General features: G+C 55.6%; 5 protein-coding genes. 4 read left to right on the top strand and 1 reads right to left on the bottom strand.

The annotated features are described in order from the left end of the window. Nucleotides 1-37: 37 nt before the first annotated feature. From Pla100_RS28840 to Pla100_RS28825, 4 genes are all read left to right on the top strand, one after another. Nucleotides 38-17,911, top strand: coding sequence for a LamG-like jellyroll fold domain-containing protein (locus Pla100_RS28840; protein ID WP_231603757.1), 17,874 nt, complete (start codon nucleotides 38-40; stop codon nucleotides 17,909-17,911). 550 nt (nucleotides 17,912-18,461) lie between these two features. Continuing rightward, nucleotides 18,462-20,015: a prenyltransferase/squalene oxidase repeat-containing protein gene (locus Pla100_RS28835; RefSeq protein WP_146582610.1), complete on the top strand. Its 1,554-nt coding sequence runs from the start codon at nucleotides 18,462-18,464 to the stop codon at nucleotides 20,013-20,015. Nucleotides 20,016-20,353: 338 nt separating this feature from the next. After that, nucleotides 20,354-21,646, top strand: a complete 1,293-nt coding sequence (locus Pla100_RS28830) for a DUF1552 domain-containing protein (RefSeq protein ID WP_146582608.1) — start codon at nucleotides 20,354-20,356, stop codon at nucleotides 21,644-21,646. Next, nucleotides 21,643-24,192 (top strand): DUF1592 domain-containing protein, encoded by a 2,550-nt coding sequence (locus Pla100_RS28825; RefSeq protein ID WP_231603756.1) that lies wholly within the window; start codon nucleotides 21,643-21,645, stop codon nucleotides 24,190-24,192. The genes Pla100_RS28830 and Pla100_RS28825 overlap by 4 nt, the downstream gene beginning before the upstream one ends. A gap of 369 nt (nucleotides 24,193-24,561) precedes the next feature. Here Pla100_RS28825 and Pla100_RS28820 read toward each other — a convergent pair whose 3' ends face one another. Continuing rightward, nucleotides 24,562-26,013, bottom strand: coding sequence for a rhomboid family intramembrane serine protease (locus Pla100_RS28820; RefSeq protein ID WP_146582606.1), 1,452 nt, complete (start codon nucleotides 26,011-26,013; stop codon nucleotides 24,562-24,564). Between the last annotated feature and the right edge of the window lie 695 nt (nucleotides 26,014-26,708).

Genomic DNA, 26,708 nt, shown 5'->3' with positions numbered 1-26,708 from the left:
CACGGGCAACTACATCGGTACGAACGCCGCTGGCACGGTGACCAATGGTAGTGGTGAGAACGGCATCCTGCTTGAGTCTGGTGCCGCCAGTACAACGATCGGCGGTACGGGCACGGGGCTGGCGAACATCATCACCGACAGCGGAAGGACCAACGCGACCTACGACGCGGGTGTCTACATCGCGACCACTGCGGGGACGGGTAACTTCGTCATCGGCAACAGCATCTACGGCAATTCGGGATTGGGCATCGACCTGGGAGCCCCAGACATCACCGACAACGACACGCTCGATCCCGATAATGGACCAAACAACTTGCAGAACTTTCCTGTCATCACTTCGGCGGAAATGAACTGGTCGGGAACTACCGTCGTCGTCAGTGGATCCGTCAATACGCTTGCCAGTTTAACCGGTGTGGCGATCCACTTTTATGCGACGCCACCGGCGGGCGATCCCACTCGTCGTGAAGGAAAGAAATATCTCGGTTCCACGACGGTCAACACGGATGCCAGCGGCAACGCGACCTTCACCGACATTACTTTGACCGAGTTTTCCGGTGCGGTAGCCGACGGAGAACTGATAACGGCCACTGCAACCTACAGCAACAATACCTCGGAGTTCTCCGCAGGATCAGCGGCGACTACGATCCCTGATAATGTGCTTCCGACTTTAGTTGATGACACATTTGAGGTTGGCCTGGGTACCGTGACGACCGGTAGCGTGTTGACCAATGATAGTGACAGCGATGGCGGTACTCTGAGCGTCATTGACTACACCGATCCAACGACCGGAACGATCACTTACAACAACGACGGCACTTTCGCCGTCGCCGATAGCAGCGGCCACTACGGCTCGAATTCATTTTCCTATCGGGCCGATGACGGACAAACCGGACTGAGCCACTACTACGGTTTCAACGGCGACGTGACCGATTCGGTGGGTGGCAATGACGCGACCAGCATCAATGGTGACACCAGTTTCGGAGAAGGCAGTTTTGGTCAGGGAATTTGGTTTGACGAAACGGCCGACTACGCCGTGATTCCCGATTTCAGCTACAGCAACGAGTTCACCGTCAGCTTTGATTTTAGAGTCGACGACAACACCGGTTCGACGTTTCAGTATCTTTACAGCCACGGGACGGTATCGACGAACAACAGCTTGAGTATTTATCTCGGCGAATCGAGTCACAGTGCCTATGCCAACGAGATATTCACCAACTTTCAAGACAACAACGATGCCGCTTACGCGCAAGAGTTGAATTTTGATATTAGCGGAATCATCGGCGACGGCCAGTGGCACAACTACACGCTTACCGTTGGAGGGACCGGAACTCAGGTCTATCTCGACGGCGTGTTGCAGGCGTCCGATGCGACTCGCGGCACGGACGGAGTCGATCCGACGACGGGGCTGTACCTTGGCGGACGCGAGGATCTGGATGTCAATCGCTTTTACGGAGGTGGCCTGGATTCATTGCGGATCCATGACCAGGCGTTATCACCCAGTCAGGTTGCCTCGCAGGCCGATCTGGAATACAGCACCGCTGACGTGGTCCTGCAACCGGTGGGAACATTCGCTAGTGGTTCAACCGATGGCGGTCTGAGCATTAATACGGACGGTGGCAACGACATCTATTTGACGCCAGACGACTCGGGAACGCTACTCGGCGGTCTCTCGCAACTGACTTTCGAAACCCGCTTTTCGATCGAAAACTTCGCCAATGCGGAAACCCTACTTTCGTACCATTCGCCGACAGTCGGCGAAGAAATTCGAGTCTTCGTGAACACTGCGGGTGAGCTGGACGTCTTCGTCGCCGACACGACGCATACATTCACAAGCATCGATTATGGAACAGCACTAGCCGACGGGAACGAACATTCACTCGCGGTCACTTGGAGCAACACCGGTGACGTTCAGGTTTACGTTGACGGGCAGTTTATTGAATCGGCAACCGGTATCGGGGCCGGGCAAACGCTCGCGAGCGACGGCGTACTCACAATTGCTCAAGAACAGGATTCGACCGAAGGTGATTTCGCCACCGTTCAGTCGTTTTCGGGAACCCTACACGATATCCGTCTGTTCAGCGACATTCGCACCGCCGGTGAAATCGCCGCCAGCTACCGCAGCGATTTGCCGTACAACGAATCCGGCATGATCGCCAACTGGAAGTTCGATCAACTTTCCACGGACGGTGTGATCACCGATGCGGTCCGTGGCAATAATTTGAAGGTGAAGCATGTCACGGAAGCAGGCTTTACCGAAAGCAACCCTTCACTGACGTTTTCACTGCACGAAAACGCACTCGACGGCACCGTGGTCGGACAAGTTTCAGGCGTCGATGCGGAACGCGAAGCCACGATCGCGTCGCTGTTGGCGGCCGATCCTACGCTCGTTTACAGCGCCGAGACGGGCAAGTTTTACAAAGCCATTAATAGCACCGTGAATTGGTCGACGGCTCAAAACGAGGCGATCTCAAATACTTTGGGAACAGTGAACGGTCAACTGGTCACCATTCGATCCGCTCTTGAAAACGACATCGTCTTTTCGCTGGCTCAGTCGATTGGAGGGGCGGTGTGGCTGGGTGCGACGGACCAAACCGTCGAAGGCGACTTCCGCTGGTACTCTGGAAATTCCGAGGCAGAACTATTCTGGCGGGGTACCGGGAACGGAACGAATGTCAACGGTGCGTTCAGCAACTTTCAGCCTGGCGAACCGAATGACTTTGGCGGTAACGAGGACGCCGTTTATCTTGATGGAGGCGACGGTGGCTGGCAGGACGTAGGGTTGACAGCAACAAGGCGATACGTCGTCGAGTGGAACGCCGATGATGTGCTCGACGCCACCAACGCGTTGACGTATTTGATCGAGTCACAAACGGCCGCCGGCGCGTTCGCGATCGACGCAAGTACCGGCCGGATCACCGTCGCCGACGGTTCGCTGCTTGATTACGAAACTAATGCGACTCACACGCTGACCATTCGCACGACCGACGTTGATCTGAACACCTACGACGAAGTCTTCACGGTCTCGCTGAGTGATTTGGCCGAATCGAACAACGCGCCGACGAATCTTTCCAGCGGCATTGAGCTCAATACTGACGGCGGAAACGACGCGTATTTATTAGCGACCACGTCACTTCCCGCGTTGACAGCGACAACAATCGAAGTCGCCTTTGCCATTGACCAACCGACCAGCACGATACCGCTGTTGTCTTATGCAGCGACTGGCAGCGACAACGAACTGTTGCTGCAAGTCACTTCAACGGGCGTCGTGTCGTTTCATAAAGAAGGGGCTGGAATCTCAACCAGTGCGTTTCCGCAGATCCTGGACGGTGAACTGCATCATCTTGCCGTCAGTTGGGACAATACAAACGGAGATGTCGCCTTCTATCTGGATGGAGAACTGATTCATACCGCCACCGGATACCGAGTTGGTGAGTCCGTCGACAATAGCGGAACGCTTGTCTTTGGCCAGGAACAGGATTCGGTAGGCGGAGGCTTCAAGCCAATCCAGAGCTTCAGCGGCACACTGTACGACGTTCGCATTTGGGACCAAGTCCGCACCCAAGCCGAAATCTCGCTCAATCATCAACAAAAGTTTGACAGTGGGAATTTGCCCAATGGTTTGATCGCCAATTGGCAGATGGACGGCTTCAACGGATCAAACGAAGTCGTTGATGTTGTCAGCGGAAACAACCTGAGCACCGGTCACGCCAGCGGAACCGGTTTCACCGCCAGCACCCCGGTCGAAGACCTCCACATCAGCGAAACCGCGACCAATGGAACCACCGTTGGCTTCGTCGTGCCGAGCGATCCGGATGTCAGCAATGACATCGTCAGCGATGGGTTATTCACTGGATCGACCCCAGCCACCGACCGATACGGAGTAACTGGATCGTTCGGCGATTGGACTGTCACGCGTGGTAGCGTCGATCTGTTTGCTACATCGAGTTGGCAATCTCCGCTCGGCGGTCGCGTCGTTAACCTCGACGGTGCGTCGCCCGGTACCATCGAGCAAACACTGTCGACGGTTTCCGGTCGACAGTACCAAGTCATCTTCAACATGACGGGTGACTTTGGCGATGGTGAGCCGGTCAAAAACCTCCGCGTCAGTGGGAACGGCCAAAGCAAAGACTTTGCCATTGTGCAATCACCGAACTGGTCGTGGGGCAACACCAATGCCTTTGAAAGTCGGAGCTTCACCTTTACTGCGGATTCAGCGAGTTCATCGCTTGCGTTCGCATCACTCGAAGGTGCAAGCAGCACCTATGGCCCGTACATTGCCGACGTGCGTGTCATCGAAATTCCTGCCGCCGTCACCACGATTCTGAACAACGATCCGACGCTGTCCTACGACGCGGCGACGGGCAAGTTTTATAAGTTAGTCGATGGCCCGTCCGTCGACTGGGCAACTGCGTACGCGGCCGCACTGGGGGACGACCTCAACGGTGTGTCGGGCCAATTGCTGACAATTCGTTCTGCGTACGAACAGGAACTCGCTCAGTCATTCTCGGAACAGGCGGGCAATGATCTGTGGCTTGGTGCTTCGGACGCGTCGGTCGAGGGGCAATGGCGATGGCTCGACGGCACCGACGATGCTGATCAGTTTTGGCAGGGCGATGGTTCCGGTTCGATCACGAATGGCGCTTTCGCCAACTTCCGTGATTCCGAGCCAAACAATTTCGGTGGCGACGAGAATCATCTTATATTTGTTACCGATGGTTACTGGAACGACTTTCCCGACGATCTTGCCATCGGAGACTACGTCATCGAATGGGACGCCAGCGAAGTCCTGTCCAACTTCACGTTCAGCCTGACCAACGACGCAGGTGGACGCATTGCTATCGACAGCAGCTCCGGCGAGATCACGGTCGCTGATGGCTCGCTGATCGACTACGAAACCGCGACAACGCACAACATCGACGTGCAAGTTACCGATGCAGCGGGCAACAGCTACACTGAAACCATGCCGATCACGATCGACAATGAGCTAGACGCGAATCACACCGTTCCCGGCCCGCAGTCGGTCAACGAAGACGCTGTACTGACCTTCAGCATCGGTAATGGAAACTCGGTCACCGTCAGCGATTCGCTGGCCGGAACTAACTCGTTGATGCTGGTCAATTTATCCATCCACGACGGCGTGTTGAATTTATCGCATGCCACGGGATTGACGTTTGTCAATGGCAGCAATGGAAGCAACGCATTCCAGATACGCGGACTCGAATCGGACCTGAACGCGGCACTCGAAGGCATGACCTTCATACCGAACGCGAGTTTCAACGGCAGCGTTACGCTGAATCTGACAACCGCTCTTGTTGACGATGCCGGGGGCCACTACACGTTTGAACCGGAAACCGTCAGCGGCTCGACTGTTAACGATCAATCTGTCGGCTCGCTTGAAAACGGAACCCTTGTCGGGAACGCCACCGTTGTCACCGATGGTACTCGTGGCGAGGTGCTAAGTCTCGACGGTAGCGGTGATTCGCTATTGATCCCGGGCAAGTTTGGTGGCCCGTCGGATATCACGACGGCCGCCTGGGTCAATTTGACCTCCGTGGGCCCGTCGGGCGCCGAAATGATTGCGTTGGGTGAAGATTTCGGAGTGCGACTCAACTCAGGGTCAGGACTGTATGCCTACCTATGGAACGGCAGTAGCTGGGAAGGAGCGTCCTTCAACGTCGACCTCTTGAACGACGGTTGGCATCACATCGCAGCCTCGTTTGACTCCGCAACGAAGTCACTGCAACTCTATCTCGATGGCGAACTGGTTGCATCAGCGACCACTTCGGGAACGCTGACATTCCAAGGAAGCTATCCCGATACATACGTTGGCAGACACGGCAATCCCTCCATCTCGGCGTTCGACTTTGGCGGGTTGATCGACGACGCTCGCGTCTATACTCGAGCCTTGTCGGCTGGCGAAATTGTTGTATTGGCGGCGGACAGCCTGTCCGCCAACGGTTCAGTGCCCATCACCGTCAGCCCTGTCAATGACTCGCCGATGTTCGTCGCTCATCAGGGCGTGACCTCGTTTGACGCTGCATTCGACTTTACCGTCGGTACGGCCATCCATGAACTGGACAGTGGCAAGTTCGTGGTCGCCGGGACAATTGATGGAGGAGCGTCGGGGCTCATATTTGCGCTCGCTAGATACAGCGCCAATGGCACCTTAGACACGTCGTTCGGTACGGCGGGGCTGGTGACGGCGGACTTTCTGGGGACTGACGATCAAGCCAACGGCATCACCGTCGATCCTAACGGACGCATCGTCGTCGTTGGGCGAACGGTTGTCGGCGGTTACAACGATGTTGCTGTCGCTCGGTACAACGCGGACGGTTCTCTGGACACGACGTTTGATTCCGATGGAATGGTCGTCCATAACATCGGCTTCGCCGATATCGCCCATGATGTTGCCATCGATGGTGATGGGAAGATTGTGATCGCAGGCCAACGGGGCAACGGTGGGAACGCCGATCCCGTCGTTCTCCGGCTGAACAATGATGGTTCGCTCGATACCAGTTTCAACGGAACAGGTTGGGTCAACGATACCTTTGGGATGGCCGCTGGGGTATCGGGTGCGCAGATCGCTTATGGACTGGCGATCGACCCCAACCAAAAAATTCTGGTCATTGGATCCGGCAATAGCGGAACCGGCGACGACTTGCTGCTACTTCGTTTCAATACCGACGGAACACTGGATACGTCATTCAGTGGCGACGGTCGAGTGGCTGTCGATCTTGGTTCGTCCACCGTTGACGTCAATGGTGAGATCGTCCTTGACGACGCGGGTAACATTCTTGTCGTGGGAACCGATTCAACGAACAACGAAGTCGGCCTCGTTCGATTCACCTCGTCCGGTGTGCTCGATGCAACCTTTGGAATCGGCGGGATCGCCACCACCGGTTCTCTGTCGGGCAGCTTTACCGGCGTCGACTTGCGACTGCAAGCCGATGGTAGAATCATTGTCGTGGGGACCAGCAACAATGGTACTGACAACGACTTTGCCGTCTATCGATTTAATACCGACGGGACGCTCGACGCATCGTTCAACGGTGATGGGTTGGCGACTTTCGACGGCGGATTCGCGGATTCACTCGAGAACGCCTTTATCAGCGGCACTGGTCAAATTGTTGCGGTCGGAACATCGAGTGACGGCACAGAGAACCGCGCCACGGTCGTCCGTTACAATAGCGACGGCACGCTGGATACCTCCAACTTCGCACCTCAAAATTCACTTGAAGGGAATCCGACGTTCACCGAGAACGGGCCTGCCGTGGTGCTGGATGCGGATGTCACGATCTTTGATGCCGAACTGAGTACGATTGACAATTTCAACGGCGCGACCGTTTCGCTTGCTAGAGATGGCGGAACGAGCAGCGAGGATGTGTTTTCGGCGACCGGGTCGCTCGGTGCGCTCGGTCAAGCTGGAAACCTAACTTACGGCGGAACCACAATCGGGACGGTAACGACCAACATAGGCGGTACGTTGGTGTTGACGTTTGATGCCAACGCCACACAATCACTCATTAATTCAACGCTTCAATCGATCGCCTACAGCAACACCAGCGATGCACCTCCGACCAGCGTGCAGATCGACTGGACGTTTGATGACGGCAACACGGGCGCACAAGGAACCGGCGGAGCACTGACGGCGACAGGCAGCACGACGATTGATATCACTGCGGTCAACGATGCGGTGGCGGCGGTGGCGGATTCGGATACGGCGACGGAAGCTGGTGGGACGGCGAACGGAGCGGCAGGTTCCAACCCGAGCGGCAATGTGCTGACCAACGATACTGATGTGGACACGGGTGATACTAAAACGGTTGTCGGAGTCGTGGCCGGGCCCGCGCCTAGTGCCGTCGGCTCTGTGGGGACCATTGTCACTGGAAGCTACGGCAGCATTACGATCGACGCGAGTGGAAATTACACCTACACCGTCGACAACGACAACGTGTCGGTGCAGGCTCTACGCACTAGCGGTGATACACTCGATGATGTGTTTAGCTACACCGTTGCCGACTCGGAAGGCGCCGAGTCAACGACCCAGATTTCGGTCAAAATACAGGGTGCCAATGATGCACCGCACGATCTCACAGGAACGATGGCCGTCGCGGAAAATGTCGCCGGCGGCATGATGGTCGGCACCGTTGTCGGCAGTGACGTCGATGCCGCAGACACCTTGACTTACAGCGTAACCGGTCAAGACGGCGTTCTGTTCGCGGTGGATTCGGCCTCGGGTGAAGTGCGTTTAGCCAATCCAACGGCTCCGGATCAGTTCACCGAACATGTGTTGTGGCTGGACGCGAATGAGACGGGCTCGATCACCCTAAATGGTAGTGACGTCAGTGGAGTGACGGATCTTTCGGGTACGGGGAATTCCGCCAGTCAGTCGATCGCCGGGACCCAACCGACTCTGGTTGCTGGAGCTCTGAACGGGAACGATGCATTCCAGTTCGACGGCATGGATGACTACTTGACGATCAGCGATTCGCCGACCATTAACGTCAGCGACGTGGAAGAACGCGTAGTTACATCAGCGTTCCAGTTGTCGTCCGACGTCACGACTCGCCAGGTCATCTACGAAGAGGGCGGCGTCACCAACGGCTTTAACTTGTATGTTGAGAACGGGAACTTGTACGCCGGTGCTTGGTCAGGAGCCAACGGATGGAACGGCGAGTGGCTGTCGAGCAGCGTGACAGCCAATACCACCTATGTCGCTACTTCGGTGTTTGATTATTCGGCGGGACGCTTCGAGCTGTACGTTAACGGGTCACTGGTAGCGGCGGGCACCCCAGGTTCGATCATCGCTTCTCACAATAGCGATATTGGCATCGGTGCTAAGGTCAATGACACCAAATACCATCACGGAACCTCCAGCGACGAGGGTGAGTACTTCAACGGTCTGATCGGCGAACTGACGATCAACAACGATCCGATTGACGCGGACCGTGTCGTCGACGCTCATGCCTACTTGATGAACAAGTGGATCGGTACACCGACGACCCCCGACTACGAAACCGGCATATCGCATGACGTGACAATCGAAGTCACTGATTCCGCAGGTGCGACTTACAGCGAAGTACTGACGATCGAAGTCAACGATACGCCAGAACCAGTTCAATCCCTGCCTGGGGCTCAATCGGTCGCTGAAGACGGAGTGTTGACGTTCAGCAGTGGAAATACCAATGCCATCACAGTCAGTGATACGTTCGCCGGATCAGAAACTCCGCTGCAAGTGATGTTGTCCGTCAACGATGGTGTGCTTGATCTGTCCGGACTCACAGGCATTACCATTGTCGACGGATCCGACGGCAGTAGCTCGATCACGTTTAATGGCACCGAGTCGGATATCAATGCGGCCTTGGAGGGTCTCACCTTTACGCCCGACGCCGGTTTCAACGGCAGCGTCTCGCTAGACATGACGACGTCGTTGTCGGCTGACCAGGAAGGACACTACGACTTCGAGGGCGGTAATGCGAACGACCAAAGTGCTGGCACTGTTCAGGACGGAACGTTGTTCGGATCAGCCACGACGTTCATTGACGCGACTCGAGGAGAGGTGCTGAGCCTGGACGGAGTCGATGACTACGTGTCGATCAGTCCAACAGTCACTTATTCCGATCAAGTGACGCTTGCTGCGTGGGTTAATCTTGACGAGATCATCGGTGTTGGATCCGTAGGCAGCGTGATCTCACTGGGCAACAACGTGCAACTGCGAGTTGCAACCGACGGTACGATCGACGGGCTCTTTCGATATACCTCGGGTAGCGATTGGAGATACACGCTGTCCAACGTCACAGTCGATGGCGAGGGCTGGAAGTTCGTTAGTTACACCTACGACCAAACGACGAACACCCAACGACTTTATGTTGATGGAGTGATGGTTGGTGAGTCGCATCATACCGAAGCGATTCAACAGAATACAGGATTGCAAGACGTCATCGGAGCCAACAGCAGTGGTGCGTCGCAGTTCTTCAACGGTCTGATCGACGACGCTCGCATCTATACCCGAGCCCTCTCGGCCAACGAAATCGCGGCACTCGCCGGTGCGCTAACGCAAACGTCATCGACGGTGGCCATCGCGGTCATCGCGGTCAACGATGCACCGGAATTCGTGCAGCCCGAACTGATAACCAACGGTAATTTTAGTTCGGGATTAAGTGACTGGACGACCACGGGAATCGTACAAAGCATCTCTTCCCAAATCCGATTCGGGGCCGGCAACGCCGTCGGCCCACACACGGCCTCGCAGACGGTTGATACGGTTGCTGGTGGAAATTACGAACTCTCGTTTGACTATCGTGATTCGCATGGATCTCTGAATCAGTCGCTGCAAGTTACCGTTGACGGTGAGAGCAACTTACTGACAACAGCGCAGATCATTACGGACCTAGTTGGCACGACTTACCTTCGGTACACCTATTCGTTCACCGCCGACTCGAGCACCGCAACGGTCACGTTCACCGACACTTCAGATACAGCGGGTGTTGCCAACGGGACCAACGGTGTCGATGGCTACATCGACAACGTGTCGGTGAAGTATCAATCGGGCGTATTCAGCGAGGTCGCCTTCGTCGAAGACGGTGCTGCCGTGGTATTGGATTCGGACCTGACTTTTCTTGATACCGATATCGATCGCGGAGAAGATGATTTCGATGGCATTGATCTGATCCTGAGCCGAAATGGCGGGGCGGATGCCGAAGACGTTTTCAGTGCGACCGGAAACTTGGCCTTCCAGGGCAACAATGACCTGGATCTGTCCGGAACGACGGTCGGTACGGTAGTCAGCAATAGCGGCGGGACGCTGAATCTGCGATTCAACGCCACGGCGACGCATGCACAGGTCAACGAAGTCCTGCAATCAATCGCTTACAGCAATAGCAGCGATGATCCACCAGCCAGCGTCACCATCAACTGGTCGATCGAGGATGGCAACACCGCATCCGAACAAGGAACCGGCGGTGAATTGATCGCCACCGGCAGCACAACGGTCAACCTCACTGCGGCCAATGACGCACCGGTGCTCGACGACACAGGCACGATGACTCTCAATACGATCACGGAAGATGAAACCAACAACAGCGGTCAGACGGTGGCTTCGATCATCGCGTCGGCTGGTGGCGATCGCATCACGGACGTGGATAGTGGTGCGTTCGAAGGGATCGCCATCATCGGCGGTTCCGCGGCTAATATCGCACGGCAATACTCAATCGACGGTGGATCCACTTGGACTTTCTTCAACATTCCATCGGACACGTCCGCCATTCTGCTGCGAAGCACGGACTTGGTTCGGGTTTATTCGAACGACAATAATGGTAGCACTGGCAATGCTTTCGCATTCCGCGCCTGGGATCAGACAACCGGAAATGCCGGTGACCGAGTCGATGTGTCGATCAACGGAGGTACGAGCGCGTTTAGCACGGCCACTGAAACGGTTGCGTACACCATCACTTCGGTGAACGACGCACCAACGATCGCCAGCGGCTACACCTACAACCTGCCGGGAACCATTGAAGGCACCGTCTCGTCGGGAACACTTGCTTCGGCCATCCTGAGCAGCTCGACCTACGCCGACGTTGATAACGGTGCTGTCAGTGGCTTGGCGATCACGAACTCAACGGGCACTGGTACCTGGCAGTATTCGACCGACGGGGCGACGTGGACGAGTTTTGGTTCGGTCAGCTCGACCAGCGCCTTGTTGATCACATCCACCACACAGGTTCGCTACATCCCTGACGGCGAAAACGGTGAAACGGCAACGTTCGGCTACAAGGCCTGGGACCGAACCAGTGGCGTGGCATCGACCAACGGATCCCCAAGCTATGCCGACCCGACAACGTCGGGTGGAACCAATGCGTTTTCCATCAATAGTTCGTCGGCTCAGATTGTCGTGACGGATGTCAACGATCTTACAGTCGCAGCCACGATCGAAGGCACTCCGTTGGCTTACACCGAGAACGACGGTGCGGTAGCAATCACGTCGACCATCACGTTCACCGACGTCGATGATACAAACATCGAATCCGCAATGGTACAGATCACCGGCGGTTATCAATCGGGCGAAGACGTGCTGACCTTCAGCAATCAAAACGGCATCACGGGATCTTACAACGCCACCAATCGCACATTGACGTTGACTGGCTCGGCGACATTGGCCCACTACGAAACGGCGATCCGCAGCGTCACGTACACCAACAGCAGCGAGCACCCGAACACAGCAACCCGCACGGTTTCATTCACCGTGAACGATGGCGACGACAACAGCAATACCGTCACACGCAATATCGCGATCGAGCGAATCAACGACACTCCTGACATGGACGGTCCTGGAACGGCTTATACCGTCAATGAACAGACCAACTTAAACATCCACGGAACCGGATTCAGTGTCACTGATGTCGATGCGGCCAGCGGAACGATCACTGCTACGATCGCAGTGGGTGAAGGTGCGGTCACGGTTGCGTTGGGTGACTCCGGAGCAAGCATTGCGAGCGGCAACGGAACTGGAAGCGTGATCCTAACCGGCACGTTGGCGCAGCTCAACAACCTGCTTACCGGCAGTGGCAGCGGCACGATTGTATACAACAACGGCAGCGACACGCCATCCGCTTCAACAACTATTACCGTCACCGTCAACGACGGCGGCAACACCGGTACCGATCCGGGACTGACGGCGGATGGATCTAGCGAAGAAGATTCCGCGTCGCAGACGATCAACCTCACCGCGACCAACGACGATCCAACGAACTCGGGTAGTTTGCCGACCGACATCACGGTCACCGAAGATGTGACGAGCAACGTCGATCTATCGGCGATTGATCTGAGCGACGTTGATCACGGCGGCGGCTCCTTGACGCTCAAGCTGACGACTTCGACCGGTGGAAACCTGACGGCGGGAGCGGGAACTGGGATCACCATCGGTGGAGACGGAACCGGTACGTTGACATTGACCGGTACCCAAGCTGACTTGAACACGTACCTTAACACAGCCAGCAACGTCACGTACCTGCATGGCACGGCAAACCTGTTCGGCAATGACGCCGACACGATCAACGTGACGGTTAACGACAACGGCAACACCGGTACCGGTGGCGGTACCGACATCGACTTCGGTACCGTCAACGTCGATATCACGGCGGTCAACGATTCACCACTGGTGGGCACCAACACGGGAACGACGGTGGCCGAAGGAGGCTCGGTGACGGTCACCACGGCGATGCTCAATGAAGCCGACGTGGATGATGCGGGAACAGGATTGACTTTCACAGTGACCAGCGGCCCGACCAACGGCCAATTGGAACTGACGACCAATGCCGGTGTGGCCATCACTTCGTTCACGCAAGACGACATCGACAACAATAATGTGGTGTTTGTGCATGATGGCTCGCAGGCGACGAGTGACAGTTTCGACTTTAGTTTGGCCGACGGCGGCGAAGACGGCTCGACACCTGCCACGGGCACGGTCAGCTTCACAGTCACCAACGTCAATGACGCACCGGTGGCAGCCACGATTGAAGGGACTCCGTTAACGTACACCGAGAACGACGGCGCGATCGCGATTACTTCGACGATCACCTTTACCGACGTGGACGATACGAACATCGAGTCGGCCGTGGTGCAGATCACGGGTGGCTACCAATCGGGCGAAGACATACTCTCGTTCAGCGACCAGAACGGGATTACGGGTGCCTACAACTCAGGCACGGGTACGTGGACATTGAGCGGAACCGCCACATTGGCCCAGTACGAGACCGCCATTCGCTCAATCACTTACACCAACACGAGTGAGAATCCCGACACGACCACACGCACGGTCAGCTTCTCCGTCAACGATGGCGACGATAGCAGCAACACCGTCACACGCGACATTGCGATTACGGCTGCGAATGATGCTCCGGTGATCTCAGACGGACCAGTCACCGCGTCGTTAACCGAAACGAATGCGGGACTAACTGATAGCGGAACGTTGACCGTAACCGATCTGGATCGCAGCGATACCGTCACGGCCGTCGTCGATTCGGTCTTGGTTACTGGCACCGGGTCGGGAAGCGTTCCAGGCACCCTCAACAATTCAGTGATTGAATCATTCCTGACCGTTTCGCCAACTGCGATCTTGGATAACACCGAGACGTCAGCCATCCTGTCATGGAATTTTAACTCCGGCAGCGAAGCATTCGACTTCTTAGCTGACGGAGAAACGTTGATTCTGACCTACACGGTCAGCGCAGCCGACGACGATGGCACGCCACTCTCAGATTCCGAAACGGTCACAGTCACGATTACCGGAACCAACGACGGTGCCAATGTGTTCGTCGACACCGGCGACAGTGCGGCGGAAACACTCACCGAAACAAGTACAACTCTGACGGCGACGGACACGTTGACCGTTGCCGATTCAGATTTGACTGACGTCGTGACCTCGACCGTAACCGGATTCGTTGCTAGCGGGACCACGACGGGGCTTGGCAGTGACAATGCGGCGTTATTGGCCATGTTCAGCTCGACGGCCAATGTGCTTGATACGACGGAATTGACCGACACACTCACCTGGGCGTTCAACTCGGGCAGCGAAGCGTTTGACTACTTGGCAAGTGGTGAAACACTCACTCTAAGTTACACCATTGAAGTAAAAGACAGCCAGGGCGCGACGGATACTCAAGTGGTCGTGATCACGATCAACGGTACGAACAACGCACCGGTGATCACCGATGGACCGGATATCGCCAGCCTGACACCAACCGGATCGGGCTTGACAACCAGCGGCACGCTGACCGTGACGGATCTCGACCGAACTGACAATGTCACCTCAGCCGTGGACGCGGTTGTGATCAATGGAACGGGTGCCGGGAACGCGCCAGGTTCGTTGGATAACGCGACCGCCCGATCGTTCTTGACGGTTTCGCCGATGGCGATCTTGGATGGAACCCAAACGACGGCTTCGCTCTCTTGGGATTTCGACTCAGGGAGCGAAACGTTTTCGTTCTTAGCGGCAGGCGAAACCTATGTGATGACCTATACGGTCAGCGCCACCGATGACGACGGCACGCCGTTGTCGGACACCGAAACCGTGACGATCACGGTGACTGGCGGTAACAATGCGCCGGTGATTTCGATCGAACTCGGTGATAGTGCTACTGAATCGCTTTCCGAAACCGACGCAACATTGACCGCGACCGATACACTGACGGTCAGTGATTCGAACGTATCGGATGTCGTCACTTCGACTGTGACAGGCGTGGTTGCAGGTGGGACAACGACTGGGCTTGGTAGCGACATCGCGGCGTTGCTGGCGATGCTGACTTCCACGCCGACAATCTTAGACAATTCCGAAACCAGCGATACGCTCACCTGGGCATTCAACAGCGGCGGAGAAGCATTCGATTACCTAGCAACCGGTGAATCACTGACGTTGACCTACACCATCGAGTTCGAAGACAGCCAAGGTGCGACCGATACGCAGGACGTCGTCATCACCATCAACGGCACGGGTGATGCGCCCGTGATTGCCGGCGGCCCAGCTACGTCTCCACTGACCGAAACCAATTCAGGGCTATCCGACAGCGGTACGTTCTCCGTGATCGATCTCGATCAAAGCAACAACGTGTTGGCGGCGGTTGATTCGGTGGCCATTTCCGGAAATGGGGCAAGCAGCGTTCCTGTTACCCTCGACAACACGACGCTACGATCGTTCTTGAGCGTCACGCCTACCGCAATCTTAGACAACACGGAAACCACCAACACGCTGACTTGGAATTTCAATTCCGGCAACGAAGCGTTCGACTTCCTCGCCGATGGCGAGACTTTGGCATTGACCTACACCGTTAGCATCACCGATGACGACGGCACCCCGCTGAGCGATACCGAAACAGTGACGGTGACGATTACGGGCACCAACGACGGCCCCGTGGCCATTGTCGACACCGCGACCGCGCTGGAAGCCGGAGGTGATGCCAACACCACGCCCGGAATTGATCCGACCGGCAATGTGCTTGACAACGACACTGACCTCGATGCCACCGATACTGCCAACGTCGTCGGAGTCGCCGCAGGGAACTCTGGGCCGGCGAGCGGTTTCGTGGGTGCCCCGGTTTCGGGACTCTACGGAACCATCACGATTCAAAGCAATGGTCTGTATACCTACAACGTCGACAACAATCATCCGGACGTCGGGGCTTTGCGAACGACAACTGATACCCTCGAAGATGTCTTCACGTACACGATCGTTGACGGACAGGGTGTCCAGTCGACCCAACAGATCACCATCACGATTCAAGGTGCCAACGATGATCCATTCGACCTGGCAACGACGGATTTGACGATTGACGAGAATCTTGCCGATGGACAGCTCGTCGGCGTGGTCACGCCCAGCGATATCGATGTGGACGAAGACCTCGTCTATCAATTGACCGACGACGCTGATGGACGATTCGCGATCGACGGTTCGGGTAGCATCACTGTGCTGGATTCGAGCCGACTGGATTTCGAAGATGCCGACCAACATCAAATCTCCGTCCGGGTTACCGACCAAGCGGGTGGACAATACGAAGAAACCTTCACCGTTAACATAAACGACGTCGACGAATTCGACGTGACCGTGCCGATCGATGCTAATCCCGACACCGACGTGGTCGACGAGAATAGTGTCGGGACCCCCGCCGGAATCACCGTATCGGCGTTCGATGCCGACGGAACCAACAGTCTGGTCACGTACGCGTTGACCAATGATGCCGGCGGACGCTTTGCGATCGATCCGAGCACTGGCATCGTGACCACACTCGGCGGTTTGGATTTTGAAGCACAGTCCAGCCATCTGGTCGAGGTGCTCGCAACGTCACAAGACGGATCGACCAGCACGCAAGTCTTCACGATCAATGTTCTCGATGTCAACGAAGCTCCGGTGGCGGTGAATGACACCTACGACACGCTAGCGAGCCAATCGAAGTCGTTGACGACCCCCGAACCTACCGCCAACGACACCGACGTGGACGGTGACGAGTTGGAAATGGTGATCGTAACTCAGCCGTCCAACGGAACACTGACGATCGCGCCGGACGGATCGTTGATCTACACGCCAAACACCGGATTCTTTGGAACCGACTCGTTCACATACCGAGCCCATGACGGCCAGCTCGATAGCGAGAATATTGCCACGGTGGGCATCGCGGTACAGGCCGGTAATCCCGGTGGCGGTGGAGCAGGAGGTGGTTCCGGCGACGGTGGAGGATCGGGCGACGCAGGCGGTGATTCAAGCACCGGAGGTTCCGGCGGCGTCTCATCGGGCGGTGACTCAAACAACGATCCGGGCGACTCCTCCGGAAACGGTGATGACGCTGCCAACGCGAATGGAACCGGCGGTAACCTCCCCGGCGGACAGAATCAAGAAAGCAATTCTTCCAATCAATCGAAGGCAACAACTCAAAAACACAATCAGGATGGGGATTCGAACAATGCGGATGGTTCAGACGCAACCGATTCTGGCGCTGGCGAGTCGACCCAATACGCTGCTCAAACCCACGGGTTAGGTCGCAGCTACCGTTTCGCAAAGGGGGCATTTAATTCCGAATTCGGTTTCGCACCGATCGGTTTAGGGACATCCTACAGCGACGAATTATTCCGAGCAGAGCAAGACTCTTTATTCGCATGGTATGTTCTTGCCGATGTCGATGAACTCATTAAGGGTGACGACGAAGAACATGAGTTCTTCGTCGGGGGTGTCGGCACCTCGTTGGGCTTGGCATCGATCGGATATGTGCTTTGGGCGCTACGTGGCGGGATGCTTGTCGCCACGATGTACGCAAGCATTCCGGCTTGGCGGATGCTCGATCCGGCGATCCTGGTCAACGCCTATCGCGATGACGGAACACCCAAGGACCGTGTCGAAGAGATGCTGGACAAACGCAAGAAGGTTTAGAAGCCAATCAACTGCCGGCTTCTCGATTTTGAACCAACTCGAAACCAGCCCACATTTTCAAACTCGCGCATTCGTTCTTGGTCTCCCGCCTGAGAACGCACTGTTGTGGAGGCTCCCGCCTCCTGATCCCCGCTTCCGCAACGCCCCATCAGGCGGGAGCCTTCGATTTTCACGAGTTTTGGTTGGGGGAAGCTAGGGGGCACCGCTTCGGCGTGGTGTCGCCCACGAAGCGACGACGGTAACGTCGAAAAGGCCGATCGCGACCGAAGTAACGAACTTTCTCGTGCGAAGGAGATCCTTCCACAGCCAAGGCGCGAAACGTGGCCGGACTCTTCCAGCCGGGCCAAACACATTGTGGAGAAAGGCGGTTCCCCCCTCGTGAGTGGTGGTGAACGGAGGATTGGGTACAAACGGCCGATCGAAGCGTTTGTGAGATTGAGTCGCATTGCAGGCCAATTTCGCTTATATTGGGACCCCTGGCCCAAGTTAGTGGCGGCTTCTGCTTCGGCCGTTTTCTTTTTTTGTTTCTTCGCCTCTTTAAACGATCCTCATGGCCAATTCACCGGAGTCTATGACCGACTTGGACGCCCTTGCGGCGACTTTGCCCGCATTGGAGCCTGAAGATGATGACGAGCCCATTCGTCGTTTCGGATTTTTGAAAACCGCGCCGGCATGGTTGGTTAGCACCCTGATCCACGTCGGTATTTTGTTGGTTTTGGGACTGATATCTCTGGCCGACCCTGTCAAAATCGTCAATGTCTTGTCGGCGACCGCGACCGGCGAAGAAGGACCCGAGATCGAAGAGTTCACGATCGAGCAGATCGATCCGGGAGAAATGCAGGAGATGGAAGAAATCTCCGAACCGGTCGAGATGACTGAATCCCTTGAAATGGTCGAACCGGTTTCCGTTGATGTCCCGATGGACGTCGCCGCCGTGCCGCTCGATGTAGCCGATCTGGCTGCGGAAATGGCTCCCTCGTCGGCCACGTTGCAAACGCTCGCGTCGGTCCAATCTGCCCCGATGGACAGCCGCTCCGAACAGATGAAGAAAAAACTGTTGCGAGAGTACGGAGGCAATTCCGCCAGCGAAGCAGCCGTGACCGAAGCGCTCAAGTGGATTTCGCTGCATCAAATGCCTAACGGAGGTTGGACGTTCCAACACAACCTCGTCTGCAAAAACGCGTGCAAGAACGGGTGCGATGAAAAACGAGCCAACGCGCTTAACGGTGCCACGGCGATGGCGCTGTTGCCGTTCCTCGGTGCTGGGCAAACGCATATGTCCGGCGATTTTCAAAAATCGGTTCGAGGCGGACTTCTGTTCCTCGCCAAAAACGGAAAGCCAGGAATGCAAAACGGCTTGCCCGTATTGGATCTCCGAGATCCCGGTGGCAACATGTACTCGCATGGTTTAGCCGCGATCGCGCTCAGTGAAGCTTACGCGATGACCGAAGACCCCGCTCTGGCCGGTCCGACTCAAGCTGCGCTGAACTTCATCGTTACCGCCCAGTGCAAGGACGGCGGATGGCGATACTCACCGCGACAGCCCGCCGGTGGAGATACGTCGGTCGTTGGGTGGCAACTGATGGCGCTCAAGAGCGGATACATGGGACACCTCGTCGTTCCGCCGCAAACGATCCAAGGTTCCATGATGTTCTTGGACAAAGTCCAATCCAAAGGCGGTGCTTGGTATGGGTACGATAAACCAACGACCACTCCGCGTCCCGCCACGACGGCGGTCGGATTATTGTGCCGGATGTACACCGGGTGGGATAAGAACACGCCCGCGCTTCAGGAAGGTATCAAGTCGTTGCTGCAGACCGGCGTGAAGAAGAACGACATCTACTACAATTACTACGCCGCGCAAGTCCTGCGTCAAAACGGCGGCCCCGGGTGGGAGAAGTTCAACACGGAACTTCGTGACTGGTTGGTTGAGTCGCAGAGTCAGTCCGGCGGCGAAAAAGGAAGTTGGTACTTCAGTTCGACTCACGTAAGTGATGCCGGACGGTTGTGCATTACCTCATTTTCAACGATGATTTTGGAAGTTTACTATCGTCATATGCCGTTGTACGCTGACCAAGCGGCCGAAGACGATTTTCCGCTTTAGTTTTCTCTACGGCTGGACATTCAGGTAGCGAAACTCGCCAACGGTTTGCCGATTTAGTCCATATCGTAACCCGAAGCGTAAGCGAGGGATGAGTCAATATCAATTATCCCTCGCTTACGCTTCGGGTTTCGATGAGGACTAAATCAACAGCCCGTGACGCGTCGGGTTACGATTAAATCGACAAACCGCCAAGAGTTTCGGCTTTGGATCACCCATTTCCGAAATTCTCGGCAACTTTTGCTACCCCCATCACGCCGCGTTCATTCCCTCCCCTTCGAACGCAGCGTTTCCCGCCCTTCCTTCCCGCCTAGACCTTCCTCCCCGCCTAGACTACGAACATGAATCAGCCAATCCATCGTCGTTTTGTTTTACGTTCGTTGACGGGGTCTCTCGCCACCACCCTCGCCCTGCCGGGGCTTTCATCGCTCCGCGCCAATGACATCGGTTCGGGCGGTGTCATTGATTCGCAAAAAGGTGCCGGAACCGGTGCCCGTCGATTTGTCGCCATTGGTAACCTGCTAGGTTTTCAGACGAGTCAATTCTTTCCCGAAAAAACCGGTAAGGAATTCGAAGAGACCACGTTGTTGAAGCCGCTGGCAGCCAATCGTGATCACATTAACGTTTATCGCGGTTTAGACCATGACATTCGTGGCGGGCATTTCGCCGTCCATACGTTCTTGTCCGGCGTGCTGCATCATGAGTCGAAAAACCGCCCACTCGGTAACGTCACCATCGACCAATTCATTGCCGACGAGATCGGCAAACAAACTCGATTCCCTTCATTGACCGTTGGTTCCGAAGGCGGCATCCACGGCGGGTGTCAATTGTCATGGACCAAATCCGGCGTCCGTGTGCCACCGATTACCGGTCCGGCTGAGCTGTTTGAAAAACTGTTCGGTACCGAATCCAAAGAACGACGGGCGCAAATGGTCCGCGCGAATTCGCTCCAAGAGTCGATCCTGGATTCCGTTCTTGACGAAGCCAGCGATTTGTCCAAACGGATCAACCACGAAGACAAAGACAAGCTCGATCAATATTTCACTTCGATTCGTGACGTCGAGACACGTCTGGCCAATCGGAAACGTTGGGTCGATCAACCTAAACCTGAGCCTCCGTTCGATCGCCCCGCCGATACGAATACGGTCGACGATCTGCCGATGCTCTATGAGTTGATTGCGTTGGCACTGCAAACCGATTCGACCCGAATCGCGACTCTGGAAATTGGTGGCAGCTTTTTGCCGCAAAACCTCGGAATCGACAAGTCCTACCACGGTTTGTCACACCACGGCAACGATCCAGAAACGATCGCGCACTTGATCACGTTAGAGACTTATCAACTCGAGCAATTCAATCGTTTCCTGACTCGGTTGTCCGAGCTACAAGACGGCGATCAATCGTTGCTCGATTCAACGGCCGTCCTGTTTGGCAGTGGCATGGGCAACGCCAACTCGCACAAGAACAGCGATCTGCCGATCGTCTTGGCAGGCGGCGGATACGGCCGGGGTGAGTTCAGGAAAGTGGCGTCGGATGGTTTGGCCAAGGTGCCGTTGTGCAATCTGCTGTTGGACATTGCCCATCGGATGGGCGTGGAAACGGACTCATTCGGAACGAGCACCGGCACCTTCTCATGATCCCGAGTCGAATGCGGATCGCCCCACTTTGGGGCTCCTTGGCGTTAGCTGTTTCGGTCGGCTTACCGGTTTCGATCGCTCCGACCTCGATCATCACGCGTTCGGTCATGGCGGCCGAGCAGGTCGATCGTTCGACGGTCGTGGTCGATTTTCTGAACACCTATTGTTTACAGTGCCACGATTCCGGTTCAGCCGAAGGCGAACGCGAATTTGAATCGTTTGCATTGCCGATCGCCTCTCAATCCCATTGGATTGTAGCCGACGAGATCATTGATCAAATCACGCTGAAAGAGATGCCTCCGCTCGATGCGGATCAGCCGTCCGACGATGAACGAATTGCGGTCATCGAAGCTCTGCGCGCCGCATTGCAAGACGCCCGCGAACAAGTTCAAAGCTCCGGTGCACGGACCGTGTTACGGCGTTTATCACACCGTGAGTACGAAAACACGCTAGCGGTTTTGTTCGATCGTCGTGTCGATACCTTAGGTCTGACGGCGGACTTCCCGAAAGAGAACACGGTTCACCATATGGACAATGTGGGTGAAGCGTTGGTCACCTCTGGGTTCTTGCTCGATCAGTACTTTCACGCCGCCGACCGGTTGGTCGAAACTCGCTTGGCCCGACCCAGTATTCCGCCACAGTCGTGGCATTTCACCGACAACTTCGTTCAGTACGAAGAACTCACCGGGGCCCATAAGAGCTTCTTCAAGTTCGAGTACTTGTGCCTATACGAACAACCTAATACCGACACACGACAAGGCGGATACGGACACGTCGAAGACTTTCTGGAAGGCGTCCCCGTTTCGGGGTTGTACGATATCGAAGTTCATGCTCAGGCGATGCACCGCGACACGCACTACGATCCCAAAATCTTCCGCATCGATTTTTCGGAGCCCTTTCAGATTGCGGTTGTTCCTGGTGATGTAACCAAAGGACATATCCATTACCCGCAATCGATCGAACCGATTCTGGGTCAATCAACCGTGCCGGACGATCAACCGGAATGGTTGAAGTTTCGCGTTTGGTTGGAAGCCGGGCAAACCCCGCGTTTCATTTTTCCCAACGGTCCTTACGAATCGCGAGCGTCAGTGATCGAAGTCAACAAACGCTACAACCAAGAATTCAAAGACCCCAAATCGGCCAACGGTGTGAGTAGGACGCACATCCTCCGCGAAGGTAAACTACCACACATCAAGATCGGCGAAATCAAGATTCACGGTCCGATCGCTGAACCTGATGGATCAACCGAAGAACTCGCCGTATTCGGCCCAAAAGGATTCCAGCCGGCGCAGGCGTCGGAACAATTGCTCGCATTCGGCGAGCGTGCGTTTCGTCGTCCGCTCGAACAACTCGATCGCGATCGAATCGAAACGATTTATCAAAAACGAATCGCCCAAGACGCGACACCACGCCAGGCCGCATTGGATACGGTGAAGATGATGCTGTGCTCGCCGTCGTTCTTGTATCTCAGCGAAGTCACGCCTGAGGAAGAAGACCGACTCCGCCCTCATGACTTGGCCGCTCGCCTCTCGTACACGTTATGGACGGCACCACCCGATGAGACGTTGTTCGCGTCAGCGAGTTCCGGTGCGCTGAACGATCCCGCCGAACTTCGCCGGCAGATCGAGCGAATGCTTGCCGACGAACGGTCCCAGCATTTCGTTCAAGGCTTTGTCGATAGTTGGTTGAACCTTCGCGACATCGGCAACTTGCCACCGCCTCGCCCCGACAACATTGCTTACTATGCCGAGAATTTACCCGAGGCGATGAAGCGGGAAGCGTATGAGTTGTTTAGTCATTTGCTCGACCAAGACGGTCCGGTAACGGATTTAATCGATTGTGATTACACGTTCGTTGACAAGAAACTCGCAAAGCTTTACCAGCTTCCCGAACGCGAGACGATGCGTCTTGCTGACGGATTTCAGCGGGTCAGTTTGACCGGCAATCGCCAACGTGGCGGTGTGCTGGGCATGGCGGGCGTCTTGACCGTGAGCGCCAACGGAGTCGACACGTCGCCGGTCACGCGAGGCGTGTGGGTTTCTGAAAATCTACTCGGGATCGAACCGCCCACGCCACCGGACGTAGTCCCTGAGATTGAAGCCGACGTCAGTGGTTCTAAGACGATTCGCGAAAAACTAGCCAAGCACAGCCAAGACGCAACTTGCGCGGTCTGCCACCGGAAGATCGATCCATTCGGCTACGCGTTGGAAAGATTCGATCCGATCGGTCGTTGGCGTAATCAGTACGCCAAGCCCAATGGCAAGAGCAAAAGCCCTGCGCCCAAGGTTGATCCGTCGGGACAGTTGCCCTCTGGGGAAACCTACCAGGATTTCGCCGAATTCAAGACGTTGTTGGCCACCGCTCGCCGTGACCATTTTGTTGAAAACTTGATCGACAAGCTGATGATTTACTCGACCGGTCGACCCACCGAGCGATCCGATCGATTTGCGATCGAAGAAATCAGCGAACACGTCCAAGCAAACGGTTTCGGTTTGAAGACGATGGTTCTTGAGGTGTTACTGAGCGAGCACTTTCGCCGCAGGTAAAACTATTTTTTGGTGGCATACTTTTCCCACGCTCAACGAACTACGAATCGAGTGCGTTACTCTATTTCGTCTCAACGCAACTTTCGGCGTCTCTCCGAGACGGTCCATGCTGCGAGTCTCGGAAAAACTCGCCTACGTCAGTAATCGCCGCATTGGTTGTCCTTTTTTGGCAATTGATACAAGCCCGACGCGCGAGAACGTGTTGATTTAGTTCGCATCGTAACCCGAAGCGTCAGCGAGGCATGAGCCAATATCAATGATCCCTCGGTTACCGGCGTGTTGATTGAATCGTAACCCGAAGCGTGAGCGAGGGATACATACAAGGGATTTAATGGCGATTAATCCCTCGCTGACGCTTCGGGTTACGATTCAATCAACAGACCGTTGCGCGTCGGGCTTGTCTGTATACGGCGGAGCGGCTCCACACTGCTTCAGAAGCGCGTCGCGTTGGGTGATCAACTTTTGCTGGGCTTCGCTGAGTACATGCTCGCCCTTCTTGCCGGCGGGTGGTTGGAACTGCACCTTGTTTAGCGTTTTAATCGCCTCGTTGGGTTGATGCAGTACCTTCAGTTGCAGTTGAGCTATCCGGATGCGAGCGTCCATCGCCATTGCTCCATTGTGCGCTACGATCATCTGCAACAATCGCATCACCGAAATCCAATCCTTGTTCGACGCCGACAGCTTCACGAAACTAAAAAGGGTTTGATCCGACAACCCGTCGGCGATCTGCAGTTCCACCAACTTATTGAAGTGTTGGTTAGCCAGCATCAAGCTGTTCTGTGAGATCGCTTGGCGTAGCAACATGGCGGTACGGTTGAACTCCGGATGCGACTGAGCTTCCTGTTGCCGCGCCGAAGCCGGCGAGTTGGATGTTCCTTGGGTTGCGTTTTGATTCGACTTTCCGATCTGGTTGATCGAGACTCGTTGTCCCTTGGTGGTTCGGGACATCGATCCCGAACGCGCCGCCATGTACGCGGCGTGGCTGACGGTCGGCGAACTGGTTGTTGAAAGCGCGACCGTCACCGGGTCATATTTGATGTCCTCGTTGTGCGCCAACCGAACGCGCCGTTCTTTGCTGCAGAAGAGCGGGTAAGGATGCAACCATTCGTTCCGAGCGACGATGTCCCAGTCCTCACAATCGACCCACTCTCGGCGGAGCATGAACATCGCAAGGACGCCGCCCATTATCATCGATAAGAGATGAAAGCCTGCCTGCCAAACCAACGGGCCGAGGAAAAAGAATAGCACCAATTGGATGAACAAGAATCCGGTCGCCAGCGACGCGATCTTGAACTCGGTAACGAAACCGCCACCCATCTTGCCCATTCGCGGTACCAGCACCACGAACACGCAGGTCATTTCGTTTTCGGGGGCCCAAATCAACGCCATCGCGAGTAACGCGTAGATCCCGTTGTCCGCGCCGCTGGTATACCAATCGGCGATCGGAGGATAAGCAAACGAAAGGGAATAGAAGATCGTTTGGGCCAACGCAGCGCAGATCAGGTGCGTTCCGAAGTAGATCGCGGTGAACCAAAACGCGCCAACCTTGCCTTCGATTACTAATCCGAAGCTCCACAGGAACAACATATTGATCAAGAAATCAAACGGGTTGATGTGCATGAAGCTTTGTGTGATCCATTGCAGCGGATCGATCTGCTCGAACGTTAAGTTCAACCAGTGAATCTGTTCCAAGTCCAGGTGGCCGTAGTAGACCTGCATGGACGTGCCGCAGAAGGCGGCAATATTCAAGACGATGAGTGTCACCGTCGCGATCGGCCAATGGTAAACGGGGGCGTCGGTGGATAATGGAAAGAACAGCACGATCGTTCGCCCTCGTTCGAAAAGAGTTGCCGCAACGAAACCCCTCCGGTCGTCGCGGCATTCATTCTAGCGGACTACGACGAGCGTTCTGCGGCTTAACCGGAATTCGAATTAGCGCAAAGCACTCGTGCTTTGTCTAGATTCAACTTTAGGGTTGGCAACATGAGCGAGCCCCGGTTTTTGCGACGGAACCGTGGCTAGCGGCGTGTTGATTAAATCGTAACCCGAAGCGTCAGCGAGGGATTGAACGCCATTAAATCCTTTGTTGGTATCCCTCGCTCACGCTTCGGGTTACGATGCAAACTAAATCAACAGCCCGCTAGCGCGCTGTTGATTGAATCGTAACCCGAAGCGTCAGCGAGGGATTGAATGCTATTAAATCCTTTGTTGGTATCCCTCGCTCACGCTTCGGGTTACGATGCAAACTAAATCAACAGCCCGCTAGCGCGCTGTTGATTGAATCGTAACCCGAAGCGTCAGCGAGGGATTGAACGCTATTAAATCCTTTGTTGGTGTCCCTCGCACACGCTTCGGGTTACGATGCAAACTAAATCAACAGCCCGCTAGCCCTCAATCAAGCGAAGCTTGATTTGCGATTTATTTAGAAAACTCGAAAACCCTCGGCGTTTTACGCGTGTATTGCAGGTTACTAAGACTTCAATCCACGCACGCAAACGAGGGTTTCGAGTGAACGC

Origin of the sequence: Neorhodopirellula pilleata, assembly GCF_007859915.1 — a bacterium.
GTDB classification, from domain to species: Bacteria; Planctomycetota; Planctomycetia; order Pirellulales; family Pirellulaceae; genus Rhodopirellula; species Rhodopirellula pilleata.
The sequence above is the reverse complement of the archived record's forward strand: the minus strand, read 5'-3'. Positions and strand labels throughout refer to the sequence as shown.

What these genes read in the sequence shown, in the direction of transcription:
- Pla100_RS28830 (WP_146582608.1), top strand. Translation starts at nt 20,354, where the DNA reads ATGAATCAGCCAATCCATCGTCGTTTTGTTTTACGTTCGTTGACGGGG.
- Pla100_RS28835 (WP_146582610.1), top strand. Translation starts at nt 18,462, where the DNA reads ATGGCCAATTCACCGGAGTCTATGACCGACTTGGACGCCCTTGCGGCG.
- Pla100_RS28825 (WP_231603756.1), top strand. Translation starts at nt 21,643, where the DNA reads ATGATCCCGAGTCGAATGCGGATCGCCCCACTTTGGGGCTCCTTGGCG.